This is a genomic window from Micromonospora sp. CNB394, from assembly GCF_000374985.1.
In the GTDB taxonomy this organism is placed as follows: domain Bacteria; phylum Actinomycetota; class Actinomycetes; order Mycobacteriales; family Micromonosporaceae; genus Micromonospora; species Micromonospora marina.
The window spans coordinates 84,836-105,045 of record NZ_KB895831.1; the positions used below are offsets into that span (position 1 = coordinate 84,836).

Below are 20,210 nucleotides of genomic sequence, written 5' to 3' on the forward strand. Positions count from 1 at the left end.
GGGGCCGCGCCGCGCCGGCGGACGGTTCGCCGGCCGGCCGGGGCGGCGGCTCAGGGCAGCGCGGCGACCGCTTCGGCGTACGCGCTGCCGGTCCGGACCGCGGCGGCCACCAGCACCGCGAGCTGCGCCGGGGCCACCCCGTAGGACAGGTCGGTGGAGACGCCCGCGGCCAGCACGAGCGTCCCGTCGCCCGGCTCGTGTACGTACGCGGCGGGCAGCAGCCGATCGTGGTTCCAGGCGTTGCAGAACGCGTACGCCTCGGCGCGCCGCCCGGCCGCCAGCCGCCGCTGCGCCACCACCCGGGCGTGCAGCACGTCGCGGTGCCGGCCGAGGAGGCGGAACTGGATCGTGGCCTCACCCCACCGCCCGACGAGCGTGCCGTCCGGCTCAAGCGTGTACGGTTCGCCCCGGGCGTCGAGCGCGGCGGCGAGCAGCGCCGGGTCCAGCGGTGTCGGTTCCTCCGGTCCGGGCGGCCCGGGCTCGGCCGGTTCGGCGTCCGGCTCCTCGTCGAACCCGCTCTCGGCAGCCAGTGGCACCGGCGCGGCGAGCGGGCGCTCGGCCAGCCAGGAGGCGATCCGGCCGGACTGGTGCCCGGTGCCGTTGCGAGCGTCGAAGCTGCCGGCGAGCGCTGTCGCCAGCGCCTGCAACTGCGTACCGAGCGTCGCCACGTCCACCTCGGCCGCGGGCCGGGAGCCGTGCCCGGGGCGGTGGATGCGCCGCCCACCCAACCCGGCCTCGGCGGCCAGGCCGCACAGCAGCGCGCCCGCGGCGGCGAACTCCATCGCGGACAGGTCGTCGGCCGGGCGGTCCAGCTCGGGCAGCTGCTCGGTCAGGATCTCCAGCCCGCGGTGCAGGTAGCCGCCCAGCGCGCAGAACCGCAGGTGCGCGGCGAGCAGCGGGAACGCGGCCCGCTCGCCACGGTGCCGGCGGTACGCGTGCACGTGCGCCCGGGCCGCCCGCGTCACCGCGCCGGTACGCAGCCACGGCAGCAGCCCCACGGCGAGCGCCCGTTCGGGCTGGTCGGTGCAGGCCGTCGTACCGGCCGCGGCCGCCTGCCGTTCGCCCCGCCGGGTCGGTGGCGCCTGCGGCTCGGCCCAGCCGGTCAGCGCCGGCGCCAGCGCCGCCAGTGCCGCGTCCGGCTCGCCCCAGCCGGCCAGCAGGTCGGCCCGCCGCGCCGGGGCGCACCCCGCACAGCCGCCCACCGGGTCCGCAGCGTCCGCGGCCGACCAGCGTTCGTACGCGCGCCGGGCGGCCGGCTCGTCGCCGAGATGGTCGGCGAGCCGGCAGCGCAACTCCGCCACCGGCGCGGCGTCCTCGCCCAGCTCGGCGGCGAGCGCGTCCAACAGGGACCGGGCCTGGTCCAGGCCCACCCGGGGCGTGCCGAACGACGCCTCCACCGCCTGCCGCTGGTGGCGGCGCAGCCGGGTCAGCTCGTCCGGGCGGGCGTCCAGCAGCCCGGGGTGCCGGGCCAGCGCGGCGCGTATCCGCCGGACCGGCTCCACCGCACGCCACCGCTCGCCCCGGTGCAGGTACGCCTCGACCAGCGCGAACCGCGCCGACAGCGCGGTACGCGGGTCGCCGGTGGCGTCCGCCCGGGACGCGATCCGCTCCAGCTCGGCGCAGCGCTCCGCGCCGTCGGGCCGGTCCCGGGCGTCGGCGAGTGCGGCGGCCAGCCCCCGGTCGCGTGCCGTGGTCACCGGAGCGTCCCGCCGGCCAGTTCGTCGACGGCGGCGGCGAGCTGGCATCCGGTGGTCACGCCACAGTCGACGAGCCGGTCGAGCTGGTGCGGCGTCACCCCGCGCTCCAGGTCGGTGGTGACCTCGCCGCACACCTGGGCCGACCCGTCGTCGGCGACGTGCACGTACGCCTTCGGCCAGAGCCGGTCGTGGTTCCACGTGTTGCAGAAGGCGTGCAACTCGGGCACGCGCTCGATGCCGAAGTGGTGCGCGACGACGGTGCGTACCTGGAGCAGCTCTCCGGCCGCACCCCGGCGGTGGAACCAGATCAGATTGCGCTCCCAGCGGCCCACCAGCGCGCCGTCTGGTTCCTCGGCCACCGCGTAACCTCGGTGGCTGAGCACGGCGGCGATCAGCTCGCCGGTCAGCGGGCGCAGTTCCTGCGGGTGTCCGGCCAGTGGACCGTCCGGACCGTCCTCGATCTCCGGCGACGCCATCGGGCATCCCTTCTGAGGCGAATAACACAAACGACGGTCCGACCCGTGCTGCGACGCGCGGACACGACCCGGAAAAGCGGCGATCCACCGGGTGCCGCCGTTACCGTGACTCTATGGCGGGCCGTACCTCTCAGGCGAGCCGGCGGCGCGGCGCGTCGCCGCGTGGCACCACTAACAACCGCGCCCGGCAACCGGCGAAGAAGCCGGCGGCGCGGAAACCGGCTCGGCGGCGTCCGGCCGCCGGGCCGAGCCCTGCCGCGTTCGTCGGCCGGGCGGTCGGCGCCGTCTGGATGGGACTGGCCCACACTGTCGGCTGGACGTTCCGGGCGGCCGGGCGGCAGGCGGCGTCCACCCGGGAGCTGGATCCGGAGCACCGTCGCGACGGCGCCGGGCTGCTGCTGTTCGGCCTGGCCATCCTCAGCGCGGTGGGCATCTGGGGCGGCGCGGCCGGGCCGGTGGGCCGGCACCTGGCCGACACCGTGCGCCTGTTCATCGGCGCCATCTCGATAATCCTTCCGGTGCTGTTCATGGTCGGCGCGTGGCGGCTCATGCGGACCCCGGCCGACCCGGAGCACCGCGGTCGCGGCCTGGTCGGCTGGGGCTCGATGATGCTGGCCACCGCCGCGATGCTGCACATCGGGCAGAACCCGGTCGACGAGGTCCAGCGTGACTTCGCGGGCGGCCTGATCGGCGCGGGCGTGGGTGACCTGCTGGAGTCGGCGGTGACCGCCTGGGTGGCCATGCCGCTGCTGCTCCTGCTGCTGGTGTTCGGCCTGCTGGTGGTCACCGCGACGCCGATCAACAAGATCCCGGAGCGGCTCGGCCTGCGCGCCGACCCGGCCGGGGCGGACGCCGACGAGGAGTTCGTCGAGGACGAGGCGCCGGCGAAGCCGGCCCGTAAGCGGCCCGCGAAGCGGATGCCGTCGCCGCTGGAGCCGCTGGACCCGGACGACGAGCTGGCAGGCGTCGACCTCCAGGAGACGCTCGTGCTCCCGCGCAAGCCGCCGAAGGCGTCGGCGAACCGCAAGCCGGTCGAGCCGCCGGAGCACTCGCCGCTGCCCACCCGCGCCGAGCAGCTCGCGCTCACCGGGCTGGCCGGCGACTACACGCTGCCGCCGGCGAACCTGCTCGGCAGCGGTGCCAAGCCGAAGAGCCGCAGCAAGGCCAACGACGAGGTGATCGCGGCGCTCACCGGCGTCTTCGAGCAGTTCGACGTGGACGCCGCCGTCACCGGCTTCACCCGCGGCCCGACGGTCACCCGGTACGAGGTGGAGCTGGGTCCGGGCGTCAAGGTCGAGCGGATCACCCAGCTGTCCCGCAACATCGCGTACGCGGTGAAGTCGCCGGACGTGCGCATCCTCAGCCCGATCCCGGGAAAGAGCGCGGTCGGCGTGGAGATCCCGAACACCGACCCGGAGAACGTGTCGCTCGGCGACGTGCTGCGCTCCCGGGCGGCGACCAGCGACCACCATCCGATGGTGGTCGGACTCGGGAAGGACATCGAAGGCGGGTACGTCGTCGCGAATCTGGCGAAGATGCCGCACATCCTGGTGGCAGGAGCGACCGGAGCCGGCAAGGCCCTGGCCCTCGACACTCCGATCGCCACCCCCACCGGTTGGTCGACCATGGGTGATCTGCGTGTGGGTGACCAGGTGTTTGACGAGAGAGGGCGGCCGTGCAACGTCGTCGCCGCGACCGAAGTGATGCACGGAAGGCCGTGTTACGAGGTCGGGTTCTCTGACGGCACCGTCATCGTGGCGGACGCCGAGCACCAGTGGCGGACGACGACAAGGGCTGGCCGTACCCAGCGCAGACGCGGATGGAAGGACGGCAGCTGCTGGACGCAGAACGACCGTGGTCTGGTGTCTCGTCGGATCAAGGATGTGTTGAGCGAGCCGGACCGTCCGGTGTCAAGCGGCGAGGTGATCACAGACCTGGGAGAGCAGTTCCGTAACGTCCTGTACCGCGTACTGCGACCCATCCCGGCCGAGGCTCATCTGGCGCGGCGCCCGTACGAGCGCGGCGGCCGTCACCTCACTCGCTGGGTGAAGACCTACTCCCGCCATCGCGTGTACGAAGGGCTTTCAAGACAGGTTCTCGCCCCGGGGCGTTCCGTCGGCCGTAAGGACCACGATGCAACGCCGATCACCACCCGCCAGATCGCGGAGAGCCTGAGGGCCGGACCGCGTGGTGAGTGGGCGAACCATGCCATCGACGTTGCATTGCCGCTGGTCTGTTCCGAGCAGGAGCTACCCATCGGCCCGTACACACTGGGCTGCTGGTTAGGGGACGGGACGACCGGAGCCGCCACCATTACAGGCATTGACCAAGAGATCCTCGACGGGATCAGGTCTGAGGGCTACGAGGTCCGCAAGCAACCAGCCAGTGAGTTTCTTCACACCATCTCCAACCGGCAGGAACGCGAGCGTCGGATCGTGGATGCCCTACGTCTGGTGGAGGAGGGCGTGAGTGGGCCGCAGGCTGCTCGTCGGGTGGGGGTAGCCGTTACCGCTGTCTATCTGGCCCGCAAGGCTGGGCTACCCTGCGACGACGCTTCGCCCGGTCCAAGGCGCACGGCGACTGCCCTGCCTTACCGTACGATGCGGGCCTTGTTCCGAGAGATCGGCGAAAAGCACATTCCCTTCCCCTACCAGCGTGGGTCCGAGACCCAGCGACGGGCTCTGCTGGCTGGGCTTCTGGACACGGACGGCACGGTGTCGAAGCGCGGAGGGGTGGAACTGGCTCTCACATCCGAGCGGTTGGCACGAGACGTACTCGAGTTGATTCTGGGTCTGGGCTACCAGGCGACGATGACGACAAAGCCCGTGAAGGGCCGGTCCTCGGCGACGTCCACCTGTTATCGGATCCACTTCACCCCAGCAGACAGGGTCTTCCGGCTTACCCGGAAGGCGGATCGGCAGATCACGCAGAATCGTCCCAGCACGACAAGGCGCTACATCGTCGATGTACGGCCGGTGCCCTCAGTGGCGGTGCGCTGTATCGAGGTGGACAGCCCCAGTCATCTGTTCCTGGCCGGTAGGACTCTGGTTCCCACACACAATTCCAGCCTCCTCAACTCACTCCTGGTGTCGATCCTCACCCGGGCGACTCCGGACGAGGTGCGTCTTCTGCTGGTGGATCCGAAGCGAGTTGAACTGACCAGTTACGAGGGCATCCCGCACCTGGTCACGCCGATCGTGACCAACCCGAAGAAGGCGGCCGACTCGCTGGAGTGGGTCGTCCGCGAGATGGACATGCGCTACGACGACCTCGCCGCCAACGGGGTCCGGCACATCGACGACTTCAACCGCAAGGTGCGCAACGGCGAGATCAAGGCGCCGCCGGGCAGCGAGCGGGAGATGCGGCCGTACCCGTACCTGCTGGTGATCGTGGACGAGCTGGCCGACCTGATGATGGTCGCGCCGCGCGACGTGGAGGACTCCATCGTCCGGATCACCCAGCTCGCCCGGGCCGCCGGCATCCACCTGGTCCTCGCCACCCAGCGACCCTCGGTCGACGTGGTCACCGGCCTGATCAAGGCGAACGTGCCGTCCCGGCTCGCGTTCGCCACGTCCTCGCTCGCCGACTCCCGGGTCATCCTGGACCAGCCCGGCGCGGAGAAGCTGCTCGGCCGCGGCGACGGCCTGTTCCTGCCGATGGGCGCGTCGAAGCCGCAGCGCATCCAGGGCGCCTGGGTGACCGAGCGCGAGATCTCCGACGTGGTGAAGTTCTGCAAGGATCAGCGCGAGCCGGAGTTCCGCCCGGACGTGCTCACCCCGGCGCAGGACAGCAAGAAGAAGATCGACGAGGACATCGGCGACGACCTGGACCTGCTCGTGCAGGCGGTCGAGCTGGTGGTCACCTCGCAGTTCGGGTCGACCTCGATGCTGCAGCGCAAGCTGCGGGTCGGCTTCGCCAAGGCGGGCCGGCTGATGGACCTGATGGAGACCCGGGGCGTGGTCGGCCCGTCCGAGGGCTCCAAGGCCCGCGACGTGCTGGTCAAGCCGGACGAGCTGGAGGAGGTCCTGGCCGGCCTGCGCGGCGACGGGGACTGACCTCTGGACATGACGACGGCGGCTCCACCATGAGGTGGGGCCGCCGTCGTCGGTTGCGGATCAGTTGAGCAGCGCGGCGACGAGCACGGCGCCGATGATCGCGCCGACCACGCTCGCGGCGGCGGCGTACCAGCCCAGCGGCTTGTCACCGAGGACGGCGCCGACGATGCCGAGGATCAGGCCGAGAACCCCGAAGATCAGCGGGGACAGGAAGATCGCGAGGGCGGCGAAGACGAACGCGATGATCGTGCAGATCCGGGCGGCGTTGCTGCGCGGACGGGCGCTGGCGTGGATGTCGGCCATGGGGTCCTCCGTGATGATCGCTCTGTCGGTCAACGGGAGACCGGGTACCCCGGGCGATGCATCGTCCAAACCGGATGCCTGGGATCAGGCGAACAACTTCAGTCCGATCACGCCGGCGACCACCAGCAGCAGGCAGGCCACGCGCGGCAGGTTGACCGGCTCACCGAGCGCGAGCATGCCGACCAGCGCGGTACCGACCGCGCCGATGCCGACCCACACCGCGTAGCCGGTGCCGACCGGGATGTCGCGCAGCGCGTACGCCAGGCCGGCCATGCTGCCGACCAGCGTGACGGCGAAGACGGCGGAGGGGAGCGGACGGGTGAAGCCGGCGCTGCGGTCCAGCGCGATCGCCCACGCGGTCTCCAGGAGTCCGGAGATCACCAGCACGATCCAGGCCATGGGTATCACCTCTGACGGGCGGGCCCGGCGCGGAGCGGGCCGGGCGACGGTCGGGTCACGCGGGGCGTCTTGGCCTGACCGGGTACGCCCACCACTCGTCCGGGACGGCCCACGGGCCGTCGTGGCCGACGGTAGCACCGCCCCGGCCGGATCGTCCGTGGGTGAGAAAGGCCACCATCGGTGGAGTTGACGTCAACTTCAAGTTGCAGCATGCATGCCATGACCCTGCTCTTCTCCGACGACGACGTCGCGGCCGCCGTGGACGCCCCGCTCACCGTCGTGGCCATGCGGGACGCGCTGCTGGCCGCGCACGCCGGGCGGCTCGTCGCCCCGCCCCGGGCGTCCGCGCCGCTGGGCGGGGGCCGGATGGTGCTCACCGCCGGGCACCTCACCGGGCAGTGGTACGGCTTCCGCTCGTACGACACGTTCGGCCACCCGGGAGGCGGTCAGCTCGTCGTGCTGCACGACGCCACCACCGGGGCGGTACGCGCCATCGCCGTCGGCGAGGAACTCGGCTCCCGGCGTACCGGAGGACTCGGTGGCGTGGCGGTGGACGCCCTGGCCCGCGCGGACGCCGCCACCCTCGGCGTGGTGGGGTCCGGCCGGCAGGCGTGGTCCCAGGTGTGGGCCGCGGCGGCGGTCCGGCCGCTGCGCGAGGTGACCGTGTTCAGCCGCTCGGCGGCCCGGCGGGAGGCGTTCGCCGCGCGGGTCCGCGCCGAGCTGGGCGTGCCGGCCCGCGCGGTCGGCTCGGCCGCCGCCGCGGTACGCGACCGCGACGTCGTGGTGCTCGCCACCACCAGCACCGTCCCGGTGCTCGACGCCGCCGACCTGGCCCCCGGCACCCACGTCAACACGGTCGGCTTCAAGCAGGTCGACCGGCACGAGTTCGGCAGCGACCTGCTCGACGCCGCCGGCCTGCTGGTCACCGACTCACCCGGGCAGGCCGCCGCTTACGTCCCGCCGATGGTCGCCGCCGTCGAGCCGTACGCCGGGCGGCTGCGTGACCTGGGCGCGGTGCTGGCCGGCGCGGTTCCCGGCCGGACCGCCGCGGACCAGATCTCGGTCTTCTGCTCCACCGGCCTGGCCGGCACCGAGGTGTTCCTCCTCGACCGGCTGGCCCGTACCCCGGCGCACGCACGCCCGCGGCGGTGAGAGGGGAACCCTTCTCTACCGCAGGCGTTAACAAGGGGCCCTTCCTTGCACCTGTACCCTCGGATGGTGTCTGCCTCCTCCTCCACCCCGCGATCCGACGGGCGCCGCGTCGCCCTGCTGACCCTCGGCTGCGCCCGCAACGAGGTCGACTCGGAGGAACTGGCCGCCCGGCTGCACGCCGACGGGTGGCAGGTCACCACCGACGGCGAGGGCGCCGACGTGGTGGTGGTGAACACCTGCGGGTTCGTCGAGAAGGCCAAGCAGGACTCGATCCAGACGCTGCTGGCCGCCGCCGACACCGGCGCCAAGGTGGTCGCCGCCGGGTGCATGGCCGAGCGGTACGGCCGTGAGCTGGCCGACAGTCTCCCCGAGGCGCAGGCGGTGCTCAGCTTCGACGACTATCCGGACATCGCCTCCCGGCTCGACTCGGTGCTGGCGGGCGAGGCGATCGGCGCGCACACCCCCCGCGACCGGCGGGAACTGCTGCCGCTGACCCCGGTGCAGCGCCGCGACGCGGCGGTGTCGCTACCCGGGCACGGCACCCCGGCCCGGGTCGCCCCGGAGACCGACGCGCACACCCCGGCGCACCTGCGGCAGGTGCTGCGGCACCGGCTCGACACCGGCCCGGTGGCCTCGCTGAAGCTCGCCAGTGGCTGCGACCGGCGCTGCGCCTTCTGCGCCATCCCGGCGTTCCGCGGCGCGTTCGTCTCGCGTACCCCGGACGAGCTGCTCGCCGAGGCCGAGTGGCTGGCCAAGACCGGCGTACGCGAGCTGGTGCTGGTCAGCGAGAACTCCACCTCGTACGGCAAGGACCTGGGCGACCCCCGCGCGCTGGAGAAGCTGCTGCCGCAGCTCGCCGCGATCGACGGGATCGTGCGGGTACGCGCCAGCTACCTCCAGCCCGCCGAGACCCGCCCCGGCCTGGTCGAGGTGATCGCCACCACGCCGGGCGTGGCCGCGTACTTCGACCTGTCGTTCCAGCACTCCAGCGAGCCGGTGCTGCGCCGGATGCGGCGCTTCGGCTCCACCGACCGGTTCCTGGAGCTGCTCGCGTCGGCCCGCGCGCTGGCGCCGGACGCGGGCGCGCGCAGCAACTTCATCGTCGGCTTCCCCGGCGAGACGAAGCAGGACGTGGCCGAGCTGGTCCGCTTCCTGACCGAGGCCCGGCTGGACGCGATCGGCATGTTCGACTACAGCGACGAGGACGGCACCGAGGCCGCCGGGCTGACCGGCAAGGTGTCCGCCGCCACTGTGAAGCGGCGGTACGACAAGCTCAGCGCGCTGGCCGACGAACTCTGCTCGCAGCGCGCCGAGGAGCGCCTCGGCGCGACGGTGGAGGTGCTCGTGGACTCGACCGCCGACGGTGTGGTGGAGGGGCGGGCCGCCCACCAGGCACCCGAGGTCGACGGCTCGACCACGCTCGTCGCACCCGTCGGCGGCGGCGTCGATCTGGCCGCGCTGCGCCCCGGTGACCTGGTCCGGGCCACGGTGACGGCGACCGAGGGCGTGGACCTGATCGCCGTGCCGGATGAGATGATCTCGGCGGCGCCCGGCGCGGCACGGTGACGGCGGGCCCTGATGGAGCGGGGAAGCCACGTGGGGCGATGCGGGACATGACGGGAGCGGAGTCGACGGCGGCTGCCCCCGTACCGCTGCTCAACGCGGCGAACCTGCTCACCGGCGCGCGGCTGGTGCTGGTGCCGGTCTTCGTGGCCACCGTGATCGCCTCCGGCATGAGCCACGCGGGCTGGCGTACGGCCGCCTGCCTGATCTTCGTGGTGGCCTCCGCGACCGACCTGGTCGACGGCTGGATCGCCCGCCGGTACGAACTCGTCACCTCGCTGGGCAAGGTCGCCGACCCGATCGCCGACAAGGCGCTCACCGGCGCGGCCCTGGTGCTGCTCTCCTTCTACGACCGGCTGCCCTGGTGGGTGACGGTGGTGATCCTGGCCCGCGAGCTGGGCATCACCGCGCTCCGCTTCTGGGTGATCCGGCATGGCGTGATCGCGGCCAGCCGGGGCGGCAAGGTCAAGACGGCGCTGCAGATCCTGGCGATCACCTGGTACCTCTGGCCGATGCCGGAGGCGCTCGCCGCGATCGGGCCGTGGATCATGGGGGCGGCCGTGGTGGTCACCGTGGTCACCGGGTTCGACTACATCGCCCAGGCGTTGCGGCTGCGCCGCCCGGCCCGTTGAGCCGGTCGGCGGGTCCGGCGATCCGGTCGGCCGACGAGTAAGCCGGCGCGGTGCGGGAAATGGGGGCGGGCATGGACACGGACGCGAGGGACCCCCGGCCCGCCGGCAGCCCGGCGGCTGCCGTGGTGCACCGGCTGCACGAGTGCGGCGAGACGCTGGCCACCGTCGAGTCGCTGACCGGCGGTCTGCTCGCCGCCGCGATCGTGGAGATCGCCGGGGTCAGCTCGGTCTACCGGGGCGGCCTGGTGGTCTACGCCACCGAACTCAAGGCGACGCTGGCCGGCGTACCGGAGGGCCTGCTGGCCGACCGCGGCCCGGTCGACCCGGACGTGGCGGCGGCGCTGGCCGAAGGCGGACGCCAGCGGTGCGGTGCCGACTGGGGCCTGGCCACCACCGGTGTGGCCGGGCCGGAGCCGCAGGACGGCAAGCCGGTCGGCCTGGTCTACGTGGCGGTCGCCGGGCCGGACGGCACCGGGGTGCGCCGGCTCGACCTCGACGGCGGTCGCGACCACATCCGCTCGGCCGCGGTGATCGAGGCGCTGCGCCTGCTCGCCGACCGCATCCAGCTTCCCGGGGACGCCGACGCCGCCGAGGCGGCGGGGGCCGGCCACCGGTGAGCCGGCGGTCCCGCCGGCACGCCCGGCGGCGGGACCGCCGGACCGGCCGATCCGCCCGGATTTCCGAGGCGGGGTGGGATGTCGTCGTGGCGACCAACGGGTACGGTTGCGGGAAGGCTCCGGCGGTCGCCGTCGGCGCCGGAGCGGTCCGCCGCGTCCGGCGCGACGCGGACGGCCGGGGATGGTGGTCCCGTTCAGGGGGAGGTGCGATGGTCCTGCTACGCCGGGTGATCGGTGACGCGCTGCGAGCACGCAGGCAAGGGCAGCACCGCACCCTCCGCGAGGTCTCCTCCGCCGCCAACGTCAGCCTCGGCTACCTCTCCGAGATCGAGCGCGGCCAGAAGGAACCCTCCAGCGAGCTGCTGGCCGCGATCTGCGACGCGCTCGGTGCCCGCCTGTCCGAGCTGCTGCGTGAGGTGAGCGACACGGTCGCCCTGGCCGAGCAGATGCCAGGCGTGCTGGTGCCGGTGGCCGACGAGTCGGCCCCGGTGGCCCCGGCCGCCGTGCGCAAGGCGACGAACCGGGGTGTCCGGCAGGTCACCTCCGACGGCGGCGTCGCCGTCCAGGTCCGGCAGGACTCGCCGCTCAAGGCCACGCTGCGCAGCACCCGGGTACGCCCCGCCGAGCGGGATGTGGTCTGCGCCGCCTGACCCGGCCCGTCACGTCATGGGCGGTGCTGGCGTCCGCGTCGTACTGTTGATCAGGAGCGTACGGGTGCCGGGGTGGCGTCCGGCTGGGACGATGTAGGCGCGACGCTACTGAGGGGACGAGGCGGAGATGGCTAACCCGTTCGTCAAGGGTTGGAAGTACCTGATGGCGCTCTTCGGCGCCAAGATCGACGAGCACGCCGATCCGAAGGTGCAGATCCAGCAGGCCGTCGAGGAGGCGCAGCGCCAGCACCAGGCGCTGGTCCAGCAGGCGGCGGCGGTGATCGGCAACCAGCGCCAGCTGGAGATGAAGCTGTCCCGGCAGATGACCGAGGTGGAACAGCTCCAGGGCAACGCGCGGCAGGCGCTCGCAGTGGCCGACCAGGCCCGCGGCAAGGGTGACGAGGCCGAGGCCGGTCGCTACGAGCAGACCGCCCAGATGCTGGCCACCCAGCTGGTCTCCGCCGAGCAGGCACTGGAAGACCTCAAGACGCTGCACGACCAGGCGCTCGGCGCGGCCGCACAGGCCCGCAAGGCGGTCGAGAACAACTCGATGATCCTCCAGCAGAAGCTGGCCGAGCGCACCAAGCTGCTCAGCCAGCTGGAGCAGGCCAAGATGCAGGAGAGCGTGGCCCACTCGCTGGAGTCGATGTCGTCGCTCACCGCGCCCGCCAACACCCCCTCGCTGGACGAGGTCCGCGACCGGATCGAACGCCGCTACGCCACCGCCATGGGCCGGGCCGAACTGGCCGGCAACTCGGTCGAGGGCCGGATGCTGGAGGTCCAGAAGGCCACTCTCGACTCGGCCGGATCGGCGAGGCTGGAGCAGATCCGGTCGAGCATGGCCGGCGAGCAGCTCGGCAGCCGGTCCGAGACCCCCGCCGTGGGGCAGCCGGCCGACCCGGCCGCCGCCGCCCGGCTCGACGAGATCCGGGCCAGCATGAGCCGGGAACGCGGCACCGGGGAGACCACGACCGGCTGACGGAGGGGCGGACACGATGGCGGACGAACGGGCCCGGCACTTCCGCAGGCTGCGCAGGCTCCGCAACTCGGCGCGGCGGTGGAGCGTGCTGGCCGGAGGACTCGGCGGTGCCGCCGCGGTGCTGACCCCGTACGCCGGACTGGGCCTGGCGGACGCGGCCTGGGCCGGCGCCGCGGGCAGCGCGATCGCGGTGGCCGCCTGGCGCTGGGTCGACCACCGCGCGCTCGCCGCCGTGCCGCCCCCGCCCGCCCTGGACCCGGCCGAGGCCGCCGCCCGTTCCCGCGCCCGGCTGGTCGCCGCCGTCGAGCGGCTCCCCGTGGGCCCGGGCGTCGTGGCCGAGGTACGCCGGGTCCGCTCCCGCCTCGCGCTACGTGGCACCGCCGCGGCCGAGCCGTGGGCCCGGCTGGACCGGGCCGCGCTCACCCTGGCCGGGCTGGCCGGGCGGCTGACCGGGCTCGCCGAGCCGGCGGTCCGGGAGGCGGCCGAAGCGGACCGGTCCCTGCGCGAGCTGGCGACCCGGCTGGCGGGCGTGGAGCGCGCGGCGAAGCTGACCCCGCAGAGCCCGCTGAACGAGGTGCACGCCACGCTCGTGGCCCAGCTGGAGGACGGGGTGGCCGCGTACGAGCGGCTGGTGGTGGCCGCCGCCGGTTACGTGGCCGAGGAGGCGCGTCCGAACACCGAGCACCCGGCCGCCGCGCGCCTGACCGAGGCCACCGACCTGCTGCACGGTGTGGCCTCGGCCCTGGCCGAACTCCGCACCCCGCTGCGCGCCCCCTGACAGTCCCCGCTGCTCCGGCCGGCTCCCGCCCCCGCGCCCCGAGGGAGGGGGAGGGGTCAGGTGGGGGTTGTGGTGCGGGTCGGGGCGGTCCAGGGGGAGGTGCCTACGACGTTCGTGGCTCTTACCCGGTAGTGGTAGGTAGTGCCTCTCGTCAGGCCGGTGTTGGTGAAGCCGCGGCCGGTCACGTGGAACGTCGCCGGTTCACGGGTGAAGGCGGCGTCGGTGGCGCGCTGCACGACGAACCCGGCGCCCGGTCCGGTCGGCGTCGGTGCCGACCAGCTCACCGTCACGGTGGCGGTGTCCGGCCCGGACACGCTCGCGGTGACGCTCACCTCGGTGGGCGCGACCGGCCGGGCGGGGGTGGTCACGGTGGCCACCGTCGACCAGGGGGAGGCGGCCCCCAGGTACGTCGTGCGTACCCGGTAGTAGTACGTGGTGTCCGGCGCGACGGCCGGGTCCACGTGGGCCTCGCCCACGGCGATGGCCGTGGTGCCCGGACCGCTGGTGAACGTCGGGTTCGTGGCCCGCTGCACGTCCACCCCGGTGGCGAAGGAGTGGTTGGCCCAGCGCAGCGCCACCCGTAGCGGCGCGGCCGGCGGCAGCACCGCTGTCAGCCGGGCCGGCGCGGTGAGGTGCACCGCCGCCGGTACGGCGTTGGACCAGGACGAGCAGCTCACCGCGTTCTCGGCCCGGATCCGGTAGTGGTAGGTGACGCCGGGGGTGACTGTGGCGTCGGTGTACCTCGTGGCGGTGGCGGCCACGGTGATCTCGGTCAGCCCGGTGGTGAATGTGCTGTCGGTGGCGCGTTGCAGCCGGTGGCTGGTCGGTACGGGACGGCTGCCGTTGCCGGTCCACGTCAGGGCGATGGCGGGGAGCGCGGTGGCGCTGCCGGGCGCCGGGGTGGCGGTGAGCCCGGTCGGCGCCCTGGGCGCGAGGCGCAGGACCAGCGGGCGGCTCATGCCCTGGTCGCGCAGTCCGGCCGAGCGGGTCTGCCAGCGGTACTCCCAGCCCAGGTTGACCAGCTGGTTGACCACGACGGCGGGGCGGCCGTCGGCCGGGCTGACCGGACCGGCGTCCAGCCGTGCGCCGGCCGGACGGGCCGGGTCGAGCAGCCGTACGCTGTCGCCGATCTTGAAGGGCAGGGTGGGCGGGACGGGGCGCAGCGCCACCACCACGTCCTCCCGGGGGTTGACCCGGACGGTGTCCTTCCAGCCCAGCTCGCCCGGGTCCGGCGGGCGGACCGTGCCGTCCCAGCCGACCCGGTTGACCAGCTGCACGTCGCAGCCCTCGATGTGGACGGGGTGGGTACGCGGGGCGTCGCCGACGATCCGCCAGAGCTGGGTGCCGTCGCCGGGCGCGCCGACCGCCACGGCCGGGTCGGTGGCGTGCAGCACCTCGGTGGCCGGGTCGGCCGGCCCCAGCGGCAGGGTGGCCGGGGCGAGCGGCCCGCCGACCGGGTGGCCGACGCCGAGCCGTCCCACCGCGCGGCCGTGCCGGGCCTCGAACACCTGCCCGACCGACTTCACCGCCAGCGGCAGCGTGACCGGGGCGGTCGCGCCGGCCGGGGTGAACGTGACCGAGGTGGCCCGCGCGGGAACGAGCGTCGGGCGTGGGGTGGAGGTGCCGATCGCGGCGTCGTACGCGGGTTGCGGCACGATCGGCGGCGGCTGGCTGCGGGCGTACGCCCCGGGCAGCCGGTCGGCGAGCCGCCGGGTGTCGTACGGCTCGGCGGGGGTGCCGGTGACCCGGATCTGGAGCAGGGTGCGGGTGTTCGGGCCGTACCCGGGGCGGGTCGGCGGCAGGCCACCGGCGGCGGTCCGGTCCGGCGCGCCGGTGTGGTGGTCGTAGCGGGGATCGAACCGGGGCAGCGGTGCGGGGCAGTCGTTGTAGAGGATGAGCGTGCTGCCCGGCGGGACGGTGGAGAAGTCCACCACCACGTCGGCCCGTTCGCCGGGGGCGAGCAGCAGTGCGTGCCCGTCCACATTGAGCACGGTCGGGTCCTGCCTGTCGTACCGGTAGTCCACCGGCCGGTTCGTCAGCACCACAGGGGCCGGGAGCAGACCGCTCTCGTTGCCGATCTGGATCATCTCGGGTCCGGCGGCGGCCGGGTCGGGCACGCCGCCGTCGCGCCCGTCCACCGGCCAGTACGCGGGCCGTCCCGGCGCGCGTACCGCCTCGACCATCGGCACCTCACCGGCGCCCGGGTCGGCCGGGCTGCCGTCGTCGGCCCACATCGGCGCGTCCGAGGCGGCCCGGTAGAGCTGGAGGTTGAGCGCCCGGTCGGCGCAGGCGTTGAGGATCCGGAACCGGTACGCCCGTGGCGCGACCTCCAGGTACGGGTAGGCCACGCCGTTGACGAGCGGGGTGTCGCCGTACGCGTCGGGGACCGCTGACGGGTGCGGCACGCCGGGTACCAGCGGCGGCTCGTCGGGATCGGTGTCGGGGTCGTGGTGCGGGTTCGGCACCGGGGCGACCCACGGGCTGTGGCCGCCGTCCGGGTCGTGGGTCCACGGCCCGTAGTCCCAGCGCCCGGTGGGGTTGGTGCCGGTGAGCCGGTACGGGTTCTGCCGCGGCTGGTAGACGTGCGGGTGCCAGAGGCTGCCCTTGGCGCCCCAGCGGTCCCGGTCCCAGGTGGGGTCCTGGGCGGCGAGCTGCGCGTCGTCGGGGACGAACGTCTTGTCCTCGATCACCAGCGGGAGCTGGTCGGCGGGTAGCACGCCGTCGTCGACGAGCCGTTCCTCGGCCGGGTCGGTGAGCAGGTAGAGCGCGATCTGCCCGGAGTAGACGGTGAGCCGGGACAGGCCGAGCGTGTTGTCGTGCAGCCACATGAGCCGGCCGCTCTGGTCGTTCGGGAAGTACAGCGTGGTGGCCCCCGCTCCGGGTGGCGGCATGTCCGGCACCGGCGTCACGCCCACACCGGCCGGGTACGGGGTGATCTCGCCGGCCGGGGTCACCCACTGCCACGGGTTGCCGGCGCTGATCCATCCGGTCTGCGCGCCGGACAGGTGCGGCACGGCCCGGTTCTGCGGGTACGGCGCGGGACCGTCCAGCGGTCCGCCACCGGCGCCGTCGACAGTCTCGTCGACCGGCAGGAACAGCTCGCCGGCCCGTCCGGTGGGGAGCTGGTTGATGAACTTGATCCGCACCGGGCGGCCCCGCCGGGCCACGATCATCGGCCCGAGGTGCCAGGGGCGGCCGGGCGGGCTGACCGTGTTGTGCCCGGACGCGTCGGTGCCCAGGTTGAGCTGGCGGTAGCCGCGCAGCCGGGTGGCCGGCAGGTCGCGGTGCAGGCGTTGCGCGTACTCCTGGAGGCCGATCTCGTAGTAGTCGCAGCCCGGCCAGGTGATGGTGTCGGGAACGGCGACGGGCAGGCGTGCGCCGAGCCCGGCGGTGGCCGGCTGCCCGGGCAGCGGCAGCGGGTCGACGAACTTGCGGATGCCGGTGCCGGGCACCGGACTGCCGTCCGGGTCGAGCGTGGGCAGCGGGCTGGCGGCGGTGTTCGGCACCGGGCCGAACAGGCGCGGAACGGCGGCCGGGTCCAGGCTCGCCGGCGCCGGGCGGTGGGCGTCGTCGCCGTCCCGGGCGGCCGGGACGGCGGGCGCGACGGAACCGGCAGGCGCGGTCGGCGCGGTCTCGTCGGCGACGACGGCGGCGCGGTCGGGACGTCCGGGCCGGCTGCGGCGGAACAGCACCATGGCTCTCCCCGGGTCTGGGCGCGCCGGCCGACACCCCGGCGTGGCGGGCGTACGCGCTGATGACGATCCGTGAGCGTTCCACCGCAGCATGCGACGTCACAGGGGTGAGGCGGAAGTACCCAATCGTCCCTATCTCGGCCGATCTTGGGTGTTTCGTGGAAGTTCCACGCCCGGCTGGCAGGCCGGGCACCAGTAGGTGACCCGTTCGCCCAGTTCCTCCTTGCGGATGGCGGTCCCGCAGCGGCGGCACGGCTGCGCCCGGCGGCCGTAGACGTAGCTGGTCCCGCCCCGGTGCAGCACTCCCGTGGTGCTCTGCGTCCAGCGGCCCCGGTTGGCCGCCAGCAGCCGCTGGGCCAGCGCGACGGTGCCGGGCAGGTCCGGCACCGCGCCCACCGGCGTCCACGGCGACACGCCGCGCAGGAACAGCACCTCGCACTTGTAGAGGTTGCCCACCCCGGCCAGGTTGCGCTGGTCGAGCAGCGCCTCGCCGATGGTGCGGTCGGGGTCGGCCGCCAGCCGGCGGACCGCCTCGCCGGCATCCCAGTCCGGCCCGAGCAGGTCCGGGCCGAGGTGGCCGACGAGCGACTCCTCCTCGGCGGCCGGCACCAGTGCCAGCTCGTGCAGGTGGTAGCCGACAGCGACCGCGGCCGGGGAACGCAGCACCACCCGGATCAGGTGCGCCGGCCGTCCGCGCCAGCGCTCGCCCGGGGCGTACGCACGCCAGGCGCCGTCCATCCGCAGGTGCGAGTGCAGCGTCCAGGGCGCGGCATCGGTGGCCGCCAGGCGCAGCAGCAGGTGCTTGCCCCGGCTGGCCGACTCGCGCACCGTCCAGCCGGTCAGGTCGGTGGCGGCGAGCTGCGGCACGCGGAAGTCGGACCCGGTGAGCCGGGCCCCGGCGAGTGCGCGTTGCAGGACGCGCGCGGTGTTCCAGACGGTGTCGCCTTCGGGCACCCGGCCATTGTCCCCCGCCCGAGCGGAATTCGCATGTGTCGCTATTTGTACTGAGGTTCCACTTGATCTGCGGAAACGACACGATCAGGGGGTTCTGAGGAGAATGCTGATGGCCCGTTCCCGACGCCGTACCGTCGTCGCCCTGACCGCCCTGCTCACCGTGGCCGCCGGACTGCCCGGCACGCCCGCGCCGGCCGCGCCCCCGCCCGCCGCCGTACCGTCCCGCGCCGCCGCACCCGGCCCCGAGCGCTGGTCCGTCGACCTCGCCGTCGCCGGCGGCGACGACGTCAACGTCGCCTGGCGGTCCGGCCGCCTGCGGCTCGCCGACCCCCGTCCCACCGCCCGCACCCGCCCGGCCGCCGCCGGCGGACCGGTCGCCGAGGGCATCCTGCTCTCCGCGCCGCGCACCCTGGACCGGCCCGCGACCCGGGTACGCGCCCAGTTCGCCGCCCGCACCGGCGACGGAGGTACGGCGGTGGCCCAGGTACGTGGCTGGCGTACCCGCGGCTGGACCGAGTGGCGCGACGCCACCGAGGCGGTCTTCGACGCACCGGTCAGCCGGATCCAGGCCCGCGTCGTGCTGACCAGCAGCGACGCCGCGTCGGAGGCCACCGTCACCGGCCTGACCCTGGCCGCCGACCGGGTCGCCACCACAGCGGTCCAGCCGGCCGCCGCGCTCAGGTACCGGGTGTACGCGACCCGGATCGGCCTGGTCGGCGGCACCACCGCCAACGGGCACACGGTGCGCGCCCGGGACCACTTCGCGGCGCTGCCCACCCGGCGCGGCCTGTCCCCGCGCGGCACCGGCGACTACACGGTCAAGGTGTGCACCACGAGCGGCAGCCGCTGCGAGTACGCCCCGGTGTGGGACGTCGGCCCGTGGAACACCCGGGACGACTGGTGGAACCCGGCGTCGGTCCGGGAGAACTGGAAGGACCTGCCGCGCGGGTTGCCGCAGGCGCAGGCGGCGTACCAGAACGGCTACAACGGCGGGCGCGACCAGTTCGGCCGCACCGTGCGCAACCCGGCCGGGCTGGACCTGGCCGACGGGACGTTCTGGGACGGGCTGCGGCTCACCGACAACGCCTGGGTCGACGTGACGCTGCTGTGGACCGGGGGCGGAGCGCGGGCCGTGGTCGGCTCGGGGCCGCTGAATCTGCGCACCGGGGCGAGCACCTCGTACGCGAGCCGGGGCCTGGCCGCCACGTACGCCCACATTCCGGTGCAGTGCTACGTGACCGGGCAGCGGATCGCCGGCACGTACCGCACCACGACGAGGTGGTACCGCCTGGTGGGCGGCACCTACGTCAGCCACGCGTACCTGTCCTCGATCTACGGCGGCACAGTCCCCCGCTGCTGACCCCCTGCTCCCCTCGTTGATCTTGCGCTTGCGCCCCGACCTTCGGGGCTTCTGCCCTTGTGCCGGGGCGCCAAGTGCAAGATCGCGGGGTCAGGGGTGGGTGATCGTAACGACGTCGCCCGGGGCGGTGTGGAGGGTGTCGGCGGCCCGGCCGGTGTTCACCGCCACGGCGACCCGGCCGGCGGAGTCGACGTAGACCACCAGCGTGCCGGGCTCGGCGTCGCCGAACGTGCGGCCGTGCACCGCCTCGTGGCCGTTCACCAGTAATCGGGACGGCAGGCCGTCGAGCAGCGCGCCCGGTGCGGCGAGCTGGACGTTGCCGAAGTGGTCGACGGTCAGCACCTCGGCGCGGAGGCCGCCGGGCTCGGCGCGTACCACCGGTTCCGGCAGCCGGACCAGCGCGCCCGGGTCGACGGCCGGTCCCGCCCCGGCCGGCGGCGCGCCGAGCGCCAGCCGGGCTGCCACCGGCGCGAACACGTCCCGCCCGTGGAACGTGCGGGAGACGGACGGGCCGAGCCACTCCGGGTTGGTCAGCTCCACCGCGGCGGTCACACCCCCGAGAGCCTCCGCGGCCGCGATCAGCAGCCCGTTGTCCGGCCCGACCAGCAGCCCGCCGGGCGCGGCGAGCGCGACCCCGCGCCGCGCGGTGCCGACACCCGGGTCGACCACCGCCACGTGCACGCCCCACGGCAGGTACGGCACCGTCTGCGCGAGCACCGCCGCGCCCCGGCGCACGTCGGCCGGTGGGATCAGGTGCGACACGTCGATCACCCGGACAGCCGGGGCGAGCCGGGCCAGCACCCCGTGGCACGCCGCCACGAATCCGTCGGCCAGGCCGTAGTCGGTGGTCAGCGAGACACACAGCGGGCTGCCGTTCACCCGTTGCCCGCCCTGGTCACCTGC

15 protein-coding genes, 3 pseudogenes and 1 riboswitch are annotated in these 20,210 nt (G+C 74.1%); of the genes and pseudogenes, 11 read left to right on the forward strand and 7 right to left on the reverse strand.

Annotated features, from left to right (window positions below; all coding sequences use genetic code 11):
- Positions 1-50: 50 nt before the first annotated feature.
- Both C569_RS0111440 and C569_RS0111445 read right to left on the reverse strand, forming a co-directional pair.
- The gene (locus C569_RS0111440; protein ID WP_369753347.1) at positions 51-1,745 is read right to left on the reverse strand and encodes a YbjN domain-containing protein; all 1,695 of its coding nucleotides are present in this window, start codon (positions 1,743-1,745) and stop codon (positions 51-53) included.
- Positions 1,694-2,173, reverse strand: coding sequence for a YbjN domain-containing protein (locus C569_RS0111445; protein ID WP_018785921.1), 480 nt, complete (start codon positions 2,171-2,173; stop codon positions 1,694-1,696). Before C569_RS0111445 ends, C569_RS0111440 begins: the two co-directional genes overlap by 52 nt.
- 113 nt (positions 2,174-2,286) lie before the next feature.
- On the opposite strand from C569_RS0111445, the pseudogene C569_RS35025 reads away from it, so the two are divergent.
- The 3 pseudogenes from C569_RS35025 to C569_RS35035 all read left to right on the forward strand — a co-directional run.
- A pseudogene (locus C569_RS35025) lies at positions 2,287-3,816 on the forward strand (DNA translocase FtsK 4TM domain-containing protein); the annotation flags it as partial.
- Between the two features lie 60 nt (positions 3,817-3,876).
- Positions 3,877-5,037 (forward strand): annotated as a pseudogene (locus tag C569_RS35030) (LAGLIDADG family homing endonuclease); the annotation flags it as partial.
- Positions 5,038-5,187: 150 nt separating this feature from the next.
- A pseudogene (locus C569_RS35035) lies at positions 5,188-6,228 on the forward strand (FtsK/SpoIIIE domain-containing protein); the annotation flags it as partial.
- Positions 6,229-6,288: 60 nt separating this feature from the next.
- Here C569_RS35035 and C569_RS0111460 read toward each other — a convergent pair.
- Positions 6,289-6,531 (reverse strand): hypothetical protein, encoded by a 243-nt coding sequence (locus C569_RS0111460; protein ID WP_026268018.1) that lies wholly within the window; start codon positions 6,529-6,531, stop codon positions 6,289-6,291.
- An 84-nt stretch (positions 6,532-6,615) separates the two neighbouring features.
- Positions 6,616-6,930 carry a multidrug efflux SMR transporter gene (locus tag C569_RS0111465; RefSeq protein ID WP_013284696.1) on the reverse strand — a complete coding sequence of 105 codons (315 nt, stop codon included), beginning with the start codon at positions 6,928-6,930 and terminating at the stop codon, positions 6,616-6,618.
- Positions 6,931-6,988: 58 nt separating this feature from the next.
- A riboswitch (guanidine-III (ykkC-III) riboswitch) is annotated at positions 6,989-7,054 on the reverse strand.
- 95 nt (positions 7,055-7,149) lie between these two features.
- Between C569_RS0111465 and C569_RS0111470 the strand changes: the two genes are divergently transcribed.
- From C569_RS0111470 to C569_RS0111500, 7 genes are all read left to right on the forward strand, one after another.
- A complete protein-coding gene (locus tag C569_RS0111470) occupies positions 7,150-8,082 on the forward strand; it encodes an ornithine cyclodeaminase family protein (protein WP_018785924.1) in 933 nt (310 codons plus the stop codon).
- A gap of 63 nt (positions 8,083-8,145) precedes the next feature.
- Entirely contained in the window at positions 8,146-9,648 is a 1,503-nt protein-coding gene (rimO, locus tag C569_RS0111475; RefSeq protein ID WP_018785925.1) for a 30S ribosomal protein S12 methylthiotransferase RimO, read from the forward strand.
- Between the two features lie 47 nt (positions 9,649-9,695).
- Positions 9,696-10,277 (forward strand): CDP-diacylglycerol--glycerol-3-phosphate 3-phosphatidyltransferase, encoded by a 582-nt coding sequence (gene pgsA, locus C569_RS0111480; RefSeq protein WP_026268019.1) that lies wholly within the window; start codon positions 9,696-9,698, stop codon positions 10,275-10,277.
- A gap of 59 nt (positions 10,278-10,336) precedes the next feature.
- Complete coding sequence (locus C569_RS0111485) at positions 10,337-10,894, forward strand: CinA family protein (protein ID WP_026268020.1); 558 nt, start codon at positions 10,337-10,339, stop codon at positions 10,892-10,894.
- A 209-nt stretch (positions 10,895-11,103) separates the two neighbouring features.
- Positions 11,104-11,544: a helix-turn-helix domain-containing protein gene (locus C569_RS0111490; RefSeq protein ID WP_018785928.1), complete on the forward strand. Its 441-nt coding sequence runs from the start codon at positions 11,104-11,106 to the stop codon at positions 11,542-11,544.
- 127 nt (positions 11,545-11,671) lie between these two features.
- Complete coding sequence (locus C569_RS0111495) at positions 11,672-12,523, forward strand: PspA/IM30 family protein (protein WP_018785929.1); 852 nt, start codon at positions 11,672-11,674, stop codon at positions 12,521-12,523.
- Positions 12,524-12,539: 16 nt separating this feature from the next.
- Positions 12,540-13,301, forward strand: coding sequence for a hypothetical protein (locus C569_RS0111500; RefSeq protein WP_018785930.1), 762 nt, complete (start codon positions 12,540-12,542; stop codon positions 13,299-13,301).
- A gap of 56 nt (positions 13,302-13,357) precedes the next feature.
- Here C569_RS0111500 and C569_RS0111505 read toward each other — a convergent pair whose 3' ends face one another.
- Both C569_RS0111505 and C569_RS0111510 read right to left on the reverse strand, forming a co-directional pair.
- Positions 13,358-17,086 (reverse strand): fibronectin type III domain-containing protein, encoded by a 3,729-nt coding sequence (locus tag C569_RS0111505; protein ID WP_081635939.1) that lies wholly within the window; start codon positions 17,084-17,086, stop codon positions 13,358-13,360.
- 39 nt (positions 17,087-17,125) lie between these two features.
- Entirely contained in the window at positions 17,126-17,947 is an 822-nt protein-coding gene (locus C569_RS0111510) for a DNA-formamidopyrimidine glycosylase family protein (protein WP_018785932.1), read from the reverse strand.
- Between the two features lie 109 nt (positions 17,948-18,056).
- Here C569_RS0111510 and C569_RS0111515 point away from each other — a divergent pair, with 109 nt between their 5' ends.
- The gene (locus tag C569_RS0111515) at positions 18,057-19,307 is read left to right on the forward strand and encodes a hypothetical protein (protein WP_026268021.1); all 1,251 of its coding nucleotides are present in this window, start codon (positions 18,057-18,059) and stop codon (positions 19,305-19,307) included.
- 90 nt (positions 19,308-19,397) lie between these two features.
- On the opposite strand, the gene C569_RS0111520 is transcribed toward C569_RS0111515, so the two are convergent.
- Positions 19,398-20,186, reverse strand: coding sequence for an S-adenosyl-l-methionine hydroxide adenosyltransferase family protein (locus C569_RS0111520; RefSeq protein WP_018785934.1), 789 nt, complete (start codon positions 20,184-20,186; stop codon positions 19,398-19,400).
- Positions 20,187-20,210: the final 24 nt, after the last annotated feature.